The sequence below is a fragment of the Sebaldella termitidis ATCC 33386 genome (assembly GCF_000024405.1).
GTDB classification, from domain to species: Bacteria; Fusobacteriota; Fusobacteriia; order Fusobacteriales; family Leptotrichiaceae; genus Sebaldella; species Sebaldella termitidis.
Genome location: NC_013517.1, coordinates 3,678,365 through 3,694,385, shown reverse-complemented (window position 1 = coordinate 3,694,385; position 16,021 = coordinate 3,678,365). Strand labels below are relative to the sequence as shown.

Genomic DNA, 16,021 nt, shown 5'->3' with positions numbered 1-16,021 from the left:
CTTCCTGCTTCTAAAAATGGAGTCAGCCTGCTGTAATTACGGTTAAATAATTGAAAATTCAATATAATAAATATAGAAAGTACGGCTATCCTGAAACCGTACTTTTGTATTATTAATCCTTAATAAGTGAAATAAAAAGAGAGTTTACGACTGAAAAGTAATCAGTATACGAAAGATATTTCTTTTAATTGATAACATTAAAAAAACAGGGATGGAAATCCCTGTACATAATTAATTATATTGATTATTTTAGATTTTACCCGGAATTTCAAACACCGGTTTTATTAGTACTAACCTTTTTTCTGACATAAAAGCAAGTGCTCGCAAACTAATACAAGTTTTTGATCCTGATTAAAAATTTCTACTAATTCTATAACAAATCCCATATTTTCTCTTTTAGGATGATCTCTTTTTTCTTTAATAGTTACCTTGACAGTAATTGTATCCCCTATAAAAACAGGGGCTAAAAATCTTAATCTGTCATATCCGTAAGAAAATGCAGCCGGATTTATAACATTGGCTGTCATACCGACACCAATACTAAATGTTAAAGTCCCATGAGCTATCCTTTGTTTAAAATCAGTTGTTTTACACCATTCTTTATCCATATGATGAGGGAAAAAATCACCAGTCTGTCCGGCATGTATAACTATATCAGTCTCTGTAACAGTTCTTCCGTAAGTTTTTCTGCTGTCGCCGACAACATAATCCTCATAATAAATTTCTTTTTCCATTTTTATTACCTCTTTCCTTACAAAGATATTTTGTGTTATGTTCACCGATTTTTGGCGAACCTTTTTGGCTTGTATACAGTTCTTTGTCTATTCTGATAGGACATCTTGTAGTTTCTATTTCGACTTCACTGTTGACTTTAATTTTTTGAATCATATTTAACTGTTTGAAACCGTCAGTTTCAAACAGCTTATCCCAGCTGTACACATCTGAACACCAAATATCAGCTTTTTCTAAAATTTATAACCAATAAGAAGTAGTCTCTGTTTTCAAATGAGAAACGAGGATAGATTTTATCTCATCTCTTTTGGTTGACCAGGTTTTGGGATCTGTATATTCTTCTAATTCTCTGCAGGATATTAATTCTCCCAAATATGTAACAGGAACCATAGCTAAAGCAATATATCCGTCTGATGTTTCATATATTCCGTAAGGTGCTCCTATATACGCATTCGCATTATTTATACTGCTTCTTTCAGGAAGCTCATTTCCATCATTAAGAAATGTGGTGAACAACTCAAACTGGATATCCAAAATTGATTCTAATAAACTAACCTCTATTAAAGAACCTTCACCTTTTATTTCTCTTTTTACCAGACTTCCCAGAATTCCCTGAACCAGATGCTGCCCGGCAAACATATCAGCCACTGATAAGCCGAAAGGTGTCGGAGGCTGATTACTGTTGCCGTTTAGATAGCTTAAACCGGAAATAGACTGCACCAGTAAATCCTGTCCTGCTAAATCTTTCCACGGTCCTTCTTTTCCATATCCGGTAATTTCAGCATAGATAATTTTCGGGTTTATTTTTTTAATTCTTTCATAGTCCAGTTTTAGTTTTTTTGAAACACCGGGTCTGAAATTAATAATTATTATGTCGGCTTTTTCAATTAATGGTATAAGCTTATTATATTCATCATCGTTTTTTAGATCAATGGATATACCATCTTTATTTCTGTTAATTGTATGAAAAATTGAACTCTCGCCGTCAATTTTTACATTTGTGACATATAGCTGTCTGCAGATATCGCCATTACCAGTTTTTTCGATTTTAATAACTTCAGCTCCCAGATCAGCCAGTCTTAAGGATGCAGAAGGTCCTGAAAGAAACTGGCTAAAGTCTAAAACTGTTATTCCTTCAAGTGGTTTCATTTTGAATTTCACCTCTTAATTTGAATTCTTCAATAATACTTTCTGTATTTTCACCTAATTTAGGTGCCCATTTAGCAGATTTTAAATTTTTTCCGTTTATCTTAATCGGACATCTGGTAGTGAAAATATCTTGACTATTTGGTCTTTTGATATTTTGAATAAAATCTAAAATTTTGAATCCTTCTGATTCTAAAAGCTGCTGCCAGTTTAGGACATCCGAACACCAATAACCGGACTTTTTTAGTATATCCAGCCAGTATTCAGCAGTGTTTGTTTTAAGCTTATCACCGATTAGCTGTTTTATCTCATCTCTGCTGTCAAACCAGCTTTCAGTATTACTATATTGTTTCAGTTCTGTAATACCTAAAATTTCTCCTAACTCTAAGACAGATCCCATAGCTAATGCAATATAATCATCAGATGTTTCATAAATACCATAAGGAGCGCTTAAATATGCATGTGCATTATTATAGCTTGATCTCTTAGGAGCCTTTTTTCCGTCATTAAGATATGTTGTAATAACTTCAAACTGCATATCAAGAATGGATTCGAGCAGGCTTACCTGAACCAGTCCGCCTTTTCCCGTTTTAAATCTTCTGAATAAACAGGCTAAAATTCCTTCTGACAAATGGACTCCGGTATAAATATCGGTTATACTCAGAGCAAACGGCATAGGAGGCTGGTCGCTGTTGCCATTCAGCCATGTTAGACCTGACATAGACTGTAAAAGTAAATCCTGACCGGGCTTTTTAGCCCACGGACCTTCTGACCCGTATCCCGTAACAGTACCGTATATAATTTTCGGATTAATTTCTTTCACTATATCGTAGCCTAAACCTATTTTGTCCATAACTCCCGGTCTGAAATTTTCCACCATGACATCAGCTTTAGCAATAAGCCTTTTGACCATTTTCAGGTCATTTTTATTTTTAAGATCACAGGTAAAGCTTTCTTTATTTCTGTTTATTGTATGAAATAGTAAACTGTCATTATCAACAGTCAGATTTTTAAGCTGCATAGACCGGCTGCCGTCTCCGCCGTTAACTCTTTCGATTTTAATAACTCTGGCACCTAAATCAGCTAATCTTAAAGTCGCTGAAGGGCCGGCCAGATATTGACTAAAGTCTAAAACAATAATACCATCTAATAAATTCATCTTATTTACTCCTAGATTTTTTATATAAACTGTTTATCTTCTCTAAAGTGTCTTTAACATTTCCGCCGTCTTTAATAAAATCTCTGACTATCTCTCCGGCATTATCCTGAAAATATAAATAGCCGTCATAACGTGGTCTTAAATAAGAATTATCAAGTGTTTTGAGTGTATCCTTGAAGAAATTCAGACTTCTTCTGTTGACTTCATTATCAAGCCAGGCTTCTCTGTGTCCCGGCTGTCCGCCGTTATCAAATAACAAAGTTTTTTGAATTTCTTTGGAAGCGGTGAATTCAACATATTTTATTGCAGCGCCAATATTCCTGCATTTGCTCGAAACTGCCAAACCTGTTCCGCCTAATACAGCACTCATTTGTCTTCCCTCATATTGAATGATATCGCCAGCTTTCAAAATATGCCTGGCATATCCGGCTCTTGAATAATTGGAAAAGCCGTAAACATAAGGGCAGTAATAATAATCCGATTCTGAAGACAGAATTTCATTAACTTTTATTGTATTCCAGCTGAAAATTTCTTTTGTACAGTAACCGGCAAGCTCCCGCATCTTTTCTAATACCAAAATACCAGTATCATCATCAATAACTTTATCTGTTTTAAACAGGTTATCACTTAATGTAGAACAGAGCATGTAGAAATCCATCAATAGATAAATCGGCTGTCCTGCAAAAATAACTATACCTGTTTTCGCTAATTCCAATAATTCATTCCAGTCTTTAGGCAGATTTTTATCAGCAAAGTATTTAGGTCTGTAAACACAAACTGGACAGGCGGCATCAACAGCCAAGGCACTCTGAAACCCGTCAAAATTATAGCTCAAATGAGACTGGCCAACGGAATTTTTAAGCTGATCATCTAAAAAATCTTTGGATAAATATTTTTCAAGCGGAATTAAAACGCCGTTTTTTGATGCAAATCCAGCCCACGGATGATCAATAATCAGTAAGTCATATTTTTCAGCCAATTGTTCCACAGGAGCATTTTCAAAATCTCTGAGAGAGCGTTTTTCCCATTCTATTTCAATTTCCGGATTAAGTTCGTTAAATCTTTGTGCTGTGGCAACCATAGGAACATACCCTCTGGTATGCGCCCATGTTATTCCTTTTAATTTTATACCCATTATACTTCATTCCTTTCTTTTTATCAATTAACAGGATTCCTTAATTACATAAATTTTCAGCAATTACTTTGTCGATTATTTTTTTCTCTTCATCTGTTAATTGAATAAAAGGTTTTCTTGCAGTTCCGACATCAATACCCTGCTTTGTAAGAATATATTTTATAGCCGGAAATAATCCGATGTTCCAAATAACCGACATAATATTGTTGGCCTTTGTCTGTAGTGTTAATGCCTCTTTATTATGCTCCGAATATAGTGAAGCTATCTTTTTATAATGCGGGAGCATAAAATTAAAGGTACTTCCAATAAAACCATCACAGTCAAATGATAAGAACGGCAGCATATTTTGTTCTAATCCTCCGAAACAGTGCAGATTATTATTAACATTCTTTATTCTCTCGATCTGGTTAATATCAAAATTAGTATGCTTGATTCCGCTGATTGCTCCGGACTTTAATAATTTTAAAGTATCACTGTTGTTCAGATCAATTTCCTTATGAGTATTTATAGGAATATTATAATATATTACAGGCATGTCGACAGCATTTGAAATGTCATAAAAATAATCTGCAATTTCCTTTTGACCAAATCCAAAATAAAAAGGAGGAACAGCTGATATTTTTTTGTATCCGAGTTTTTTTACATATTCGGCATAAAATATTGCTTTATCAGTACTAATGTCACCAATATGTGCAATTAAATCAGTCTTGTCCTTAAATTTTCCCGCCAGTTCAAATGATTTTAATCTTTCTTCTTCAGTCATTAAGAAATTTTCAGCACTGCTGCCGCCGATAAAAAATCCGTCCGCACCTTGATTAATGTGCATATTCATTAATTCCTCCGATACCTTCTCATTGATTTTATTATCAATGTCAAAAGGTGTTACTGAGGCAACATAAAATTTAGTCAAAATAATTTCTCCTTTTTAATCTAATCTGTAAACTCTTTCCATATTAAGCCAGGGACCGTCATCTGACAGAGGGTTCAGGCAGGGTATGCATTCTGCCCACCATCTCTGGGTCTCAGGGTCAGATGCCATTTTAGCCATATCAGCTTCATAGTCATTTCCAATATATTCAAAATAAGTAAATAAATACCCGTCATTATAATAAATGGAATAGTTTTGAATATTACATTCTTTAATCATACTGTTAATCTGCGGCCATGGATTAGCATGCAGCTTTTTGTAATATTCGAGCTTTTCAGGTTTTACTTTTGAAACACTTCCGAATCTTTGTATATTTGCCATATATTCTTCCTCCGTAAATATTTTATAATTTATATATTTTATTTGCATTTTCATAAAAAAGTTTATTTACAAATTTCTCTGTTCTGTCTTTTGTAATTTCAATTACTGCTTTGATCCAGGGATCCAGCTTAGTAGATATATTACAAACCGGGTAATTGCTTGCGAACATAACCCTGTTTTCGCCGAAAATATCTAAAGCAGTATTTACAGACGGCCGGAGAGTATCTGTATTCCACTCGCCTGCCGGATTAAGACCGGATATTTTACAGACAACATTAGATAATGATGCCAAATCCTTTAAATTTTTTATCCAGTCTTCTTTATATTTTGTTTCTTTGTCGGTAGGAGTGACAGAGCTTATAATATCAGGATCAACAATACCCATATGATTCAAAATTATCACAGTATCTCTGCATTCTTTAGCCAGCATGTACAAGTCGCCCAGCTCTTCTACACGGACACAGCCTTCAAAAACCAGTCCCAGTTTCCCCAGAAGCTTAACATTTTTTATGAAAATTTCACTTAAACAAGTTTTTGGCTTAGCAGAAGGAACATGAAGAACCTGCCGGACTCCCTTGATACATTTGATGTCATTATATTTTTTGATATAGTCCGCAAAACTTTCTTTAGTTAAATCACCTGAAATAACAGCTCCTTTGATTAAAGTGCCCTTAATCCGGCAAAGATCAATAATAAGTTCATTTTCTTTTTCTTTTTGGCTGTCTAAAACATCAACTTCGATATACACTGCCTTTTCCACTTTATAAAGAGTCTTTTCATTTAAAGAATTTTCATAATCAGCTAAAGAATAATTTCTTGAGAGTACACTTGTATCACCGTCAAGCCATGGCAGGTTCAAATAATTTCTGTCCCAGATATGAAGGTGCGTATCAATAATTTTAATCATATAGTTTTCTCCTATTTCTTTAATATTTTACTTTAAGTCCGCCTATTTCATTTGATTCGTAGCAGGATTCCACGACACACATAGTCTTATAAGCTTCGTCAATACTATTCATGTAGTTATAATCAGGGTCTTCTATTTTTTTCATAAGTCCGCCCATTGTACCTATAAATGCTTCTGGGAACCAAGAACCTTGAATTTCTACTTCTCTCCAGCCTTTTCCGTCATCAGTAATATACTCAAGCTTGTCAGGACGTCCTGCAGGATAATCTAAAATTAATCCGAGGGTTATTCTTATGGCACCTTTTAGCCCTTCAATTTTTAAAGTACTTTCCTGATAGTCGAGGGCATAATCGTGGCAATGGTTAATATGTAAATTTACTCTTATTGTGTTACCATAATCCATAATGATAGAGGTTCTTGTCTGACTGAGGTTTTCCATTTTGGGATGCGGCATGGTTTTGCTGAATACTTTATCAGGATCTCCGATTATACTTCGGATAGCATCGATATAATGAATACTGTGATATAATATTTCCATACGAGGCAGTCCGAATAAGAAGCTCCACAAATACCACGGATGTAATTCGACTACTCTCCAGTCAATATCGACTATTTCACCGATAACCCCGTCTTCGATTAACTTTCTGGCTGCAATCATATAAGGGGCTTGACGCAATTGAAAATTAACACCTGCTGTTAATTTTTTTTCTCTGCATATTTTCATGATTCTGTCAGCTTGTTCAATATTTTCACCCATAGGTTTCTGCATTAATACAGCAGAACCTTCCGGAATGTTTTCAAGGATATCTCCTAAGACAGAAGCCGGAACAGCTATATCAAATACTGCATCATTTTTTACACCGAAATCAATAATTTCTTCCAGCGTTTCAAAGACATTGGGAATATCATTTTCCTGTGCCACTTTTTTAGCTTTTTCAAAATCAATATCATAAATAGCTTTAACAGGATAGTCAGCAATTTTATATGCCGGCAGATGAGTTCCTGATACAATCCCGCCTGCTCCGATTATAACAATATTTTTTGCATTATCAGGTGTAACAGGTGCGTAAGTCATTTCAGATACATTTTTTACCATTTCTTAAACCTCCTAGAATATACAATTATAAAATATTTATTTTAATTTACATGCCGTTAGCTATACCAAGTACAATAAATGACAGAATCAATATACCGTTACCGATAAGCATAACTTTTTTAGCCTCCGGATAACCCTTCCATTCTCCGTCCTTTAAACCCCATGAATTAGCTATTACAAGTGCAATACCGTTAAATGATATCCAGCCGACAACAGGTCCTAAAGGTCCCAGCATTGATGATGCTTTACCATAAATTGCAAGTGCCGCAAACCATACAAAAGAAGTAAGTATAACTTTTGCATAAGCGATTCCGCAGCCTTTTTCAAAATAGTTATTATATGTTTTGTTTTTGATTAATTTTGATAGGGCAAAAAAGAAGTTAGCCAGAAACCCGCCGAAAAATACAACAGGCCATGAAATCAGACTTGCACTGATTGCCGGAATTCCGTCGGCAATTGCATTTTGCACCGGAACTTGTGTATAAGAATAGGCTATATTTAAAGAGGCACTTCCTAAACCGGAAATAAGAGCAAGAATAATACCGGCTTTCATGGCAGAAGACGAACCTTTACCGGCAGAATCAGCAGAGCCTTTCATTAAGCCTGCTTTAGTTAATGCACCGACCCCTAATAGCATAATCGCCTGACCAGTCAGTAATACCATCAGAACATTTGCGGCAGGTACAGTTTTTAATATAACCATTGGAATTAAGCTTCCTAAAATAGTCGAAGCACCGACATTGATTCCGGAAGTCAGCGAGACACCGATAGTGTCAATAGCTCTGCTGTACCAAATAGCGCTGATTCCCCAGAAAAAGCCTGCCAGTGCTCCTATAAATAATACATGAGCCGGTGTTTGTAAAATATACTCCATATAATTCGGAACTTCTATGTATGCCCACATGTGTGGAATAAATAAAACCCCTATAATAGAAAATAATGCCCAAAAAGCTTCCCATGAAAACGGCTGATATTTTTTAAAACAAATTCCAAAGCTTCCTTGGAATAGACATGCCAATAATAATACTCCAAAACCATAAATAAACATTTTCTGTTCCTCCTATGACAAAAATTAGAAAATTTTTTTACTTTTTTACTTATATAATACGGCCATATTATTTTATAGATGCTGAAACAATTTTGTTCACATTTGAGAACTATAGGTTCTATTTATGAACTAATCAATTTGATTGTACCCTAAAAAATTTATTTGTCAATATAATTTTTTTATTTTTTCAATAATAAGCTTATATTTTGAAATATTAAAAATGTATGTTATACTGTCACTATCTATTCAGTATTAATAGTGTATTATAAAGTTATAATGGAGATTGATATGTCAAAAGTAAAATCGGCAAATAGAACTTTTAGATTCCTTGAATTTTTAGCCAATAACAGAAGCGGACTAACTTTTACGGAAATACAAAATGCTTTGGAAGCACCTAAAAGCTCTGTGTTTAGTCTAATAAAAGAATTTTTGGAAAATGACTACATAATGTATGATGAAGAGGCAAAAAAATATTATGCAGGAATTGAATTTGTAAAGCTTTGTGCTGTATGTATAGGTAATATTGACTTATCACAGGTACTTTCGATTTTGACCAAGGAACTAAGTCAGGAGATAAATCAAACCTGTCATGTCGGAATTATTGACAATAAAAGCATTGTTTATTTATCAAAATATGAAGTCAATAACGAATTGTCATTGATGTATAATGTAGGTTTACGGCTTCCTGCACATTGTACTTCTGTGGGCAAAATGCTTTTAAGCCAGTATTCGAATGAAGAAATAAAAGAGCTGTATAAAGACTATACTTTTCAAAAGCTAACTGAATATTCAGTGGGCGATATAGATACTCTTATTGACAACTTAAATAAAATCAGAAACGATCATTATGCACTTGAATTAAGAGAAGCAAATATGTATGCCGGCTGTGTCGCTTTACCGCTTTACCAGCAAAATAAAATGTTTGCAGCTTTTAGTGTGACTTTTCCCGCTTATACTTTGGAACAGGCGGACTTAAAGCCCATTTTGGAAATAATGAACAAACATAAAAAACTGACTGAAAACAGATTATTTTCTTTTTGATAAGTTTACTATGAATGATAAATAAAATAGAAAACACCTGATATTAAAAATAAAAAAGGTGTTTTTTTATTTGCAAAATTATTCTCTTTTGATATAGTGAAATATACTATTTTTATTTCTGAAAATGTGTCATAATTCTTTTTAAAAATAGTTCAGCCGCAGAAGAAAATACCTGATGTTTCTTCCAAATTATATCCAGATCGGAGTTTAATTTTGGTTCCAGCGGGCGAAAACAAAGGTTGCTGCCTACTGTTGTGTTGGCAATTTTATCAATTGTGATAGCATATCCAATTCCGGCTTCTACCATAATAGCGGCGTTATAAATAAGATTGAAGGTAGTTACAATATCCAGCTTTTTAAAATCTCTGCCAAACCAATCAGCAAATTCATTTCCTGTGCTGCTGTCTGATACAGCCTGTCTGGAGCATATCAACGGCAATTTTAATAAATCATATTTTGTAACAAATTTTTTTTCTGCTAAATGACTGTCCTTTCTCATAACAACACCCCATGTATCTTTTGCCGGAATATGAATATAATCATATTTAGAAATATCTGCCGGCTGGATAAGAATTCCGAAGTCTAATAATCCGCAGTCAATTCGCTCTGTTACATCAAATGCATTGCCGCTGTAAAGATGATAGTGTATGTTTGGGTAGTTTTCCCGTAATTCACTGATAACTTCTGCAATTAGTTTTATAGCCTCGGTCTCTCCGCCGCCAATATAAATGTCTCCTGCAATTGAATCTTCCATAGTTTTAAATTCAGCTTCGGTTTTATCCACCATAGATATGATTTCCTCTGCTCTTTTGTAAAATATAATTCCCTCTCTGGTAAGTGACATATTATGGCTGCCGCGGACAAACAGTTTTTTTCCCAGCTCATCTTCTAAGTCTTTGATTTGACGAGATAGCGTAGGCTGTGTTACATGAAGAAAATTAGCAGCATTTGTGATGCTTCCTTCTCTGGCTATAGCTAAAAAATAACGAAGAACCCGTATTTCCATTTATAAACCTCCTGCAAAATAGTATATACTTTGTTTCTATTATACAATTCTCTAATATGCCTGTAAAGCAAAATATGGTTTTTGAATTAGGTATTTGCTATTTTGATAAAGGAAGATTACAATAAATATAATAAAGACAGAGACAGCAGAGTGGAAAAAAATGAGGATGTTTATCAAAAGGCAGATTTACTACTTAATATAAAATTTTATAAAAGAGGAGAATTAACGTGAATGAGAATATACTGGAGGTAACCCAGAAACAACAGCAGAAATTTAACCGTACCTTGGCTGCGATGGTTATTCCCATAGCATTTCAAAATTTTATGACAGCTATGGTAAGTGCTTCTGATGCGGTAATGCTTGGATTTTTGGAACAGGAAGCATTAGCAGCAGTTTCTTTGGCTGGGCAGATAACTTTCATTTTGAATTTATGCATAACTGTTCTGGTACAGGGAACAACAATACTGGCAGCACAATATTGGGGGAAAGGAGAACGGAATACAGTTGAAATGATTCTTGCGCTGGCTGTAAAATATGTAATAATTGTAGTGACCATATTTTTAATATGTACTTTTGTTTTTCCGGAACAGATTATGGGGATGCTGACGAATGAGCCGGCATTAATTGAACGGGGGGCAGAGTACCTCCAGATTGTAGGATTTTCGTATGTACCTCTCGGACTGTCACAGATGTATCTCTGTATTATGAAAAACAGCCAAAAGTACGCTGATTGGTTCTTCTTCAATGATATTGAATATCATATTCAATGTGATTTTTATATTTGGAATATTCGGAATTCCGGGTATGGGAATTCCGGGTGCTGCCATAGCAACTGTATTAGCTGTGTGTATTCAGCTGGTATGGACATTAAGTGAATCTATAAAACAAAATAGTATAAAAATCAAGGTGTCTTATCTTTTTCATACAGATAAAACAATTCAAAAAGATTTTAATCGATATACCCTGCCGATTGTCGGCAACTATTTTTTCTGGGGCGGGGGAGTGACGATTTTTTCAGCAATTATAGGACATCTAGGCAATGATGCTGTAGCAGCCAGCTCTCTTGTGAATATTGTGCGGAATACTCTTGCCTGTGTATCTAAAGGTCTTGGTACTGCAGGTGTGATTTTGGTGGGAAATGAATTAGGGAAGAATAATATCGGACTGGCAAAACATTCTGTAAAATTAGCGGGTATCATAGGTGTAGTTACCTGCATACTTTTAATTTTAATGCGTCCCCTGATTTTAAAGTTTTCCGGTCTCACAGAAACTGCAACCGGATATCTTTCTGGAATGCTTTTGATTTGCAGCTACTATATGATAGCAGGTTCTATTAATAATATGGTAATCGGCGGTATATTCTGTGCAGGAGGAAAATCAAAATTCGGGTGTATTTGTGATGGGGTAGTGCTGTGGCTGATTGTAATGCCTGCTGCATTATCAGCAGCATTTTACTTTAAACTTCCGGTACTTGCAGTTTATTTTATCTTATGTCTTGATGAGTGTATCAAAATACCAATTGTTTTCTGGTATTACAGGAAATATACATGGGCACAGAATCTGACAAAACGGTAATAAAATGTATGCAGCTATTTCTAAAAAAATAAGTAATTATAAAAAGGGGCTGTATCAAAATAGATATATTTTTTTATGTTAGTATAAGATATGCTGATTATAAAAATAAATTTATCAATATCTTGTCACTAATTTCTAAATATTTCTATTTTGATACAGCCCCTTTTATATTACTGCCCTTGGCATACTATTTGATATAAATTTTGAATGCTGAAGAAGAAGTTTTTAACATGTAATTTTAGTAAATCTTCCAGATCTTTATGCTGAGGTTCTGTATATTAAACAGAGCAGTTTGGAGAGCTTCTAAATTATACAGTAAGAATATTGAAGAAGGCACATAGAATAGATACTGTAATAATTCCGAGTAAGATACTTGTAGTTTTGAGATTTTTTCCTAACAGCCAATAAATTACACTTGTTACACAGACAGGCAGAAAACATGGCATGATAGAATCTAAAATTGACTGTAATGTTGTTACTGCATCTCCTGAACCGAATTTTAGAGGTACATGCACAGTAACCATTGTAGCTATCATAGAACCTATTGTCATTAAACCAAGTATTCCAGTCATTTTACTAACTTTATCCATTAAACCGGATTTCTGTATTTTATCCAATAAATCTGTTCCCACTTGGTAGCCTTTCATCATTCCTATATATCGGACAGCGAAGGCCGGAATATTGTAAAGAAGCAAGAAGACAACCGCACCTAAAATACTCCCATTCATTGCCAGTGATGCACCGATACCTGCAGTAATAATTCTTAACGTTCCAAGAAATATAGAATCGCCGATTCCGGACAGCGGCCCCATCAGACTGACCTTGACATTATTAATTGAAGCTGTGTCAAAATCAGGATCCTTTGCACGTCTTTCCTCCATTGCAGTTACAATTCCTAAAACTAATGTTGAAAAATATACAGTAATATTAAAAAATTCCATGTGACGTTTCAGGGCTTCTGCCTTTTCTTCTTTTGTATTATATAATTTTTCAAGGATTGGAGTCATGGAATAGGCAAAGCCCATATGATCCTGCCGTACATAATTCCAAGAAATTTCAAAAGGAAGAGATTTCCAGAAGACTTTTCTTAAGTCCTTTTTTGTGATTACAGCTGTTTCCTCTATATTAGGTTTTATATTTTGTGTATTAGAAGTCATCATCTTCCGCCTCCATTTCTCCAGCACTAATAATACCGGTTTTATTTCCAAGATTTCCGTAAGAGATCAGCATAATAATACATATTGCCATGATAGCTACTCCGAGAACAGGGAGATTCATATAAGCAGTGAGCAAAAAACCAATAACCAGGAATGCCGCAATTTTCTTATTCAGAATCATTCGGAGAAGAATAGCAAATCCTAGTGCCGGAAGAATTCCTGCTGAGATGCTCAGACCATCCTGTACAAATTGAGGAATTGTATTAAGCACCTGTTCCATAACACTGATGCCAAGATAATAAGAAACAGCAACAAGAAGAGCGAGCGGAAGATACATACCAAAAATACCTCCAAACCAATGCATTCTTGATACTCCTTTTATATCTCCGGCTTCTGCATATTTATCTGCCCGGTTAGCAAACAACGGAACAACCACAATAAATAAAAAATTACGAAGTAACATAACAAGCATGGCAATAGGTAATCCTAAAGCAATAGCCATCCCTGCATCTTTATGACCTGCAATTGCAAATGCAGTTCCAAGAATACCGCCGGATACTACTTCAGGAGGCAGTGCTGCTCCAACACCTACTGCTCCCATCATAGCAAGTTCTAGTGTTGCACCAATAACACAACCTGCCTGTAAATCTCCCATAATTAAGCCTACCAAAGGACCTAATACCAGAGGTCTTGTTTGCAGTGATTTTCCTGTAAAATAATCACTATATCCAAAACAAGCAATTAAAAAAATTAAAAATACTTTTACCATAAACTTCCTCCTTTGTTTATAACACATTAGCAGCCATGATTTTCATATCATTAGGTACTTGGCGTATTTCCACTTCTACATTTGATTTCAGCATTTCCTGAATTAATATTTCTTCCTCAGGAAGTACGTTTATTGATTTAGAAATATTACGGCTTCCTTCTTTAGCCTTAATAAGTCCTAAATTTACCTTGTTTACAGCAGGAACTGCTCTGACCAGTTTTGCAGCATCTTCAACAGATTCTACGACAATAAACAGCTTATATTTATCTGTTACACCGCTGTTTAATGCCTGAACAGCATCTTCGATACTCTTAATAACCAGTTTTACTCCTGACGGCTTGGCAAGCTTCATTGTTGTTTTACGCAGTTTGTCATTTGCTGCTTGATCATTTGCAATTAATATACAGTCAGCGCCTAAACCAGAAGTCCATGAAACAGCCACTTGTCCGTGAAGTAATCTAAAATCTACTCTTGTCAGCAATATCATTTTTTCATCCTCCTTCTAAAATTCTTCATCTTCTTCAACATTTCCATTTTCGTTCTCAGTCAGTTCGTTGCAAAAACAGATAGAATCAATTGCTTCCTGTATGGATTCATTTATGATTTCAGATGTTGGTTTCTCATCTTTGCTTCTGGAAATCAGATTCATAATTAAAGGTAAATTTACACCAGATACAAGAAATATATTATCCGGATTTTTTGCCATTACTTCAAAAAATTCATTATTAACACTTCCGCCAAATACATCTGTCAGGATAATTAATTCATCTTCCCGAGATAGATCAAGTAAAATTTTTTGAATTTCCTGTTTTATGTCAAATTCCTCTGAAGTATATGCACATAATATATGTATGTGCTCCTGTTTACCCATAATAAGCTCCAAAGAACTATACATTCCCTTTGCCAAATAAGCATGGGAAGCAATTAAAAATTTTCTCATTGCACTACCTTCTCCTTTTCTTTTTTTAATATTCTACTTTCCACATATATCTGCGGGTATTATAATCTTTTTTAATGGCATAAGACAACTGACGCATATATACATTATTCAAAATAGGAGAGAAAAGCACATGATTGAAATATTCACTTACACTGTCTTTAATTCTGTTAATTCCCAATTCTTTAGCATCAAGAATATTTATTTTTTCTCCGCCGTATTTTTTTAAAAATGTAATAACTCTTTCATCAGCCGGACGAACTCTTCCTTCAGATACTAACAAAAAAACAGAAGTATTTTTATCAAGGACTTCAAACGGACCATGAAAAAACTCACAGCAATTTATGGCGGGAGAATCAATTTGGAGCATTTCTTCAATATTGCATATGGAAAAAATATAAGCTGAGCCCCAGGCCGGACCGCTTCCCATCACATAAATGACTTTTTCGTTTTTATTCTTTTCCGCCCACTCTTTGGCCAGAGGAGTAGTGTAATTTACAGCTTTTCGGTAAGTATCGTCCACAATATCGAATGCATCCATCGCATCACTGTAATTATCATAACCTTCAGTTATTTCTACCAATGTCATAGCAAGATTAAGACCAATGCTGGAATTTACTTTTTCTGTTTTGCTTGTGTCAATGGCAATGCTTTCATATTTAATATTGTAATCACATATTTCAGTTAATTCCGATTCCTGGACATATAATCCAATTGTAGCTGCTCCTTTTTCTTTTGCAACTTTCGCTGCGACACAGGTTTCTTTTGTACCTCTCATAGAACAAATAACTGCTAAAGTATTTTCGCCGACAAATTCCGGTACAGCATAAACAAATTCATTGCTTGTAAAAGATTGTGAACGCAGATTTCGACATTCTCTGTCCATGAAATACTGAGCTGGATAGAAACCGCCATATGATCCTCCGGCCGCAATCCACACTACATTTTTGATACCTCCGGATGTTTCTTTTTCTTTTAAAACTTTTTTTATTACTTTTTTTACCTCTTCTTGAATAGTCATTTTGTTCTCCTTTTCTAAAATTTTTAAAATAGAAGACGTCTTG

17 protein-coding genes and 1 pseudogene are annotated in these 16,021 nt (G+C 34.7%); 3 read left to right on the top strand and 15 right to left on the bottom strand.

The window, feature by feature from the left end; genetic code table 11:
* Positions 1–290: 290 nt before the first annotated feature.
* From STERM_RS17235 to rhaT, 9 genes and pseudogenes are all read right to left on the bottom strand, one after another.
* Complete coding sequence (locus tag STERM_RS17235; RefSeq protein WP_012862908.1) at positions 291–734, bottom strand: MaoC family dehydratase; 444 nt, start codon at positions 732–734, stop codon at positions 291–293.
* A pseudogene (locus STERM_RS17230) lies at positions 712–1,881 on the bottom strand (CaiB/BaiF CoA transferase family protein). The gene STERM_RS17235 and the pseudogene STERM_RS17230 overlap by 23 nt, the downstream one beginning before the upstream one ends.
* Entirely contained in the window at positions 1,868–3,037 is a 1,170-nt protein-coding gene (locus STERM_RS17225) for a CaiB/BaiF CoA transferase family protein (protein WP_012862907.1), read from the bottom strand. The pseudogene STERM_RS17230 and the gene STERM_RS17225 overlap by 14 nt, the downstream one beginning before the upstream one ends.
* A 1-nt stretch (position 3,038) precedes the next feature.
* A complete protein-coding gene (locus STERM_RS17220) occupies positions 3,039–4,172 on the bottom strand; it encodes an extracellular solute-binding protein (protein WP_012862906.1) in 1,134 nt (377 codons plus the stop codon).
* 40 nt (positions 4,173–4,212) lie between these two features.
* A complete protein-coding gene (locus tag STERM_RS17215; protein WP_012862905.1) occupies positions 4,213–5,082 on the bottom strand; it encodes a dihydrodipicolinate synthase family protein in 870 nt (289 codons plus the stop codon).
* A 15-nt stretch (positions 5,083–5,097) separates the two neighbouring features.
* Complete coding sequence (locus tag STERM_RS17210) at positions 5,098–5,421, bottom strand: L-rhamnose mutarotase (RefSeq protein WP_012862904.1); 324 nt, start codon at positions 5,419–5,421, stop codon at positions 5,098–5,100.
* Between the two features lie 22 nt (positions 5,422–5,443).
* The gene (locus tag STERM_RS17205; RefSeq protein WP_012862903.1) at positions 5,444–6,328 is read right to left on the bottom strand and encodes an amidohydrolase family protein; all 885 of its coding nucleotides are present in this window, start codon (positions 6,326–6,328) and stop codon (positions 5,444–5,446) included.
* A 19-nt stretch (positions 6,329–6,347) separates the two neighbouring features.
* Positions 6,348–7,424, bottom strand: a complete 1,077-nt coding sequence (locus STERM_RS17200; RefSeq protein WP_012862902.1) for a Gfo/Idh/MocA family protein — start codon at positions 7,422–7,424, stop codon at positions 6,348–6,350.
* Positions 7,425–7,470: 46 nt separating this feature from the next.
* Positions 7,471–8,472: an L-rhamnose/proton symporter RhaT gene (gene rhaT / locus STERM_RS17195; protein ID WP_012862901.1), complete on the bottom strand. Its 1,002-nt coding sequence runs from the start codon at positions 8,470–8,472 to the stop codon at positions 7,471–7,473.
* Positions 8,473–8,760: 288 nt separating this feature from the next.
* Here rhaT and STERM_RS17190 point away from each other — a divergent pair, with 288 nt between their 5' ends.
* Positions 8,761–9,513: an IclR family transcriptional regulator gene (locus STERM_RS17190; protein ID WP_012862900.1), complete on the top strand. Its 753-nt coding sequence runs from the start codon at positions 8,761–8,763 to the stop codon at positions 9,511–9,513.
* 112 nt (positions 9,514–9,625) lie between these two features.
* Here the strand turns inward: STERM_RS17190 and STERM_RS17185 are convergent, their stop codons facing one another.
* A complete protein-coding gene (locus STERM_RS17185; RefSeq protein WP_012862899.1) occupies positions 9,626–10,519 on the bottom strand; it encodes a LysR family transcriptional regulator in 894 nt (297 codons plus the stop codon).
* Between the two features lie 227 nt (positions 10,520–10,746).
* Here STERM_RS17185 and STERM_RS22590 point away from each other — a divergent pair, with 227 nt between their 5' ends.
* Positions 10,747–11,394 (top strand): MATE family efflux transporter, encoded by a 648-nt coding sequence (locus STERM_RS22590; protein ID WP_244407196.1) that lies wholly within the window; start codon positions 10,747–10,749, stop codon positions 11,392–11,394.
* Positions 11,324–12,094 (top strand): MATE family efflux transporter, encoded by a 771-nt coding sequence (locus tag STERM_RS22420; protein WP_244407286.1) that lies wholly within the window; start codon positions 11,324–11,326, stop codon positions 12,092–12,094. The genes STERM_RS22590 and STERM_RS22420 overlap by 71 nt, the downstream gene beginning before the upstream one ends.
* A 308-nt stretch (positions 12,095–12,402) precedes the next feature.
* On the opposite strand, the gene STERM_RS17175 is transcribed toward STERM_RS22420, so the two are convergent.
* From STERM_RS17175 to STERM_RS17155, 5 genes are read right to left on the bottom strand one after another with little or no spacing between them, the layout of a single operon-like run.
* The gene (locus STERM_RS17175; RefSeq protein ID WP_244407194.1) at positions 12,403–13,254 is read right to left on the bottom strand and encodes a PTS system mannose/fructose/sorbose family transporter subunit IID; all 852 of its coding nucleotides are present in this window, start codon (positions 13,252–13,254) and stop codon (positions 12,403–12,405) included.
* A complete protein-coding gene (locus STERM_RS17170; protein WP_211205106.1) occupies positions 13,241–14,047 on the bottom strand; it encodes a PTS mannose/fructose/sorbose/N-acetylgalactosamine transporter subunit IIC in 807 nt (268 codons plus the stop codon). Before STERM_RS17170 ends, STERM_RS17175 begins: the two co-directional genes overlap by 14 nt.
* On the bottom strand, positions 14,037–14,507 hold the full coding sequence (locus tag STERM_RS17165) for a PTS sugar transporter subunit IIB (RefSeq protein ID WP_012862896.1): 471 nt from the start codon (positions 14,505–14,507) through the stop codon (positions 14,037–14,039). Before STERM_RS17165 ends, STERM_RS17170 begins: the two co-directional genes overlap by 11 nt.
* 15 nt (positions 14,508–14,522) lie before the next feature.
* Complete coding sequence (locus tag STERM_RS17160; RefSeq protein WP_012862895.1) at positions 14,523–14,960, bottom strand: PTS sugar transporter subunit IIA; 438 nt, start codon at positions 14,958–14,960, stop codon at positions 14,523–14,525.
* A 25-nt stretch (positions 14,961–14,985) separates the two neighbouring features.
* Complete coding sequence (locus tag STERM_RS17155) at positions 14,986–15,978, bottom strand: phosphoheptose isomerase family protein (protein ID WP_012862894.1); 993 nt, start codon at positions 15,976–15,978, stop codon at positions 14,986–14,988.
* Between the last annotated feature and the right edge of the window lie 43 nt (positions 15,979–16,021).

Bases quoted from the DNA above. Each gene is read 5' to 3' on its own strand.
- STERM_RS17235 (WP_012862908.1), bottom strand. From the start codon at position 734: ATGGAAAAAGAAATTTATTATGAGGATTATGTTGTCGGCGACAGCAGA.
- STERM_RS17225 (WP_012862907.1), bottom strand. From the start codon at position 3,037: ATGAATTTATTAGATGGTATTATTGTTTTAGACTTTAGTCAATATCTG.
- STERM_RS17220 (WP_012862906.1), bottom strand. From the start codon at position 4,172: ATGGGTATAAAATTAAAAGGAATAACATGGGCGCATACCAGAGGGTAT.
- STERM_RS17210 (WP_012862904.1), bottom strand. From the start codon at position 5,421: ATGGCAAATATACAAAGATTCGGAAGTGTTTCAAAAGTAAAACCTGAA.
- STERM_RS17205 (WP_012862903.1), bottom strand. From the start codon at position 6,328: ATGATTAAAATTATTGATACGCACCTTCATATCTGGGACAGAAATTAT.
- STERM_RS17200 (WP_012862902.1), bottom strand. From the start codon at position 7,424: ATGGTAAAAAATGTATCTGAAATGACTTACGCACCTGTTACACCTGAT.
- rhaT (WP_012862901.1), bottom strand. From the start codon at position 8,472: ATGTTTATTTATGGTTTTGGAGTATTATTATTGGCATGTCTATTCCAA.
- STERM_RS17190 (WP_012862900.1), top strand. From the start codon at position 8,761: ATGTCAAAAGTAAAATCGGCAAATAGAACTTTTAGATTCCTTGAATTT.
- STERM_RS17185 (WP_012862899.1), bottom strand. From the start codon at position 10,519: ATGGAAATACGGGTTCTTCGTTATTTTTTAGCTATAGCCAGAGAAGGA.
- STERM_RS22420 (WP_244407286.1), top strand. From the start codon at position 11,324: ATGGGAATTCCGGGTGCTGCCATAGCAACTGTATTAGCTGTGTGTATT.
- STERM_RS17175 (WP_244407194.1), bottom strand. From the start codon at position 13,254: ATGATGACTTCTAATACACAAAATATAAAACCTAATATAGAGGAAACA.
- STERM_RS17170 (WP_211205106.1), bottom strand. From the start codon at position 14,047: ATGTGTTATAAACAAAGGAGGAAGTTTATGGTAAAAGTATTTTTAATT.
- STERM_RS17165 (WP_012862896.1), bottom strand. From the start codon at position 14,507: ATGATATTGCTGACAAGAGTAGATTTTAGATTACTTCACGGACAAGTG.
- STERM_RS17160 (WP_012862895.1), bottom strand. From the start codon at position 14,960: ATGAGAAAATTTTTAATTGCTTCCCATGCTTATTTGGCAAAGGGAATG.
- STERM_RS17155 (WP_012862894.1), bottom strand. From the start codon at position 15,978: ATGACTATTCAAGAAGAGGTAAAAAAAGTAATAAAAAAAGTTTTAAAA.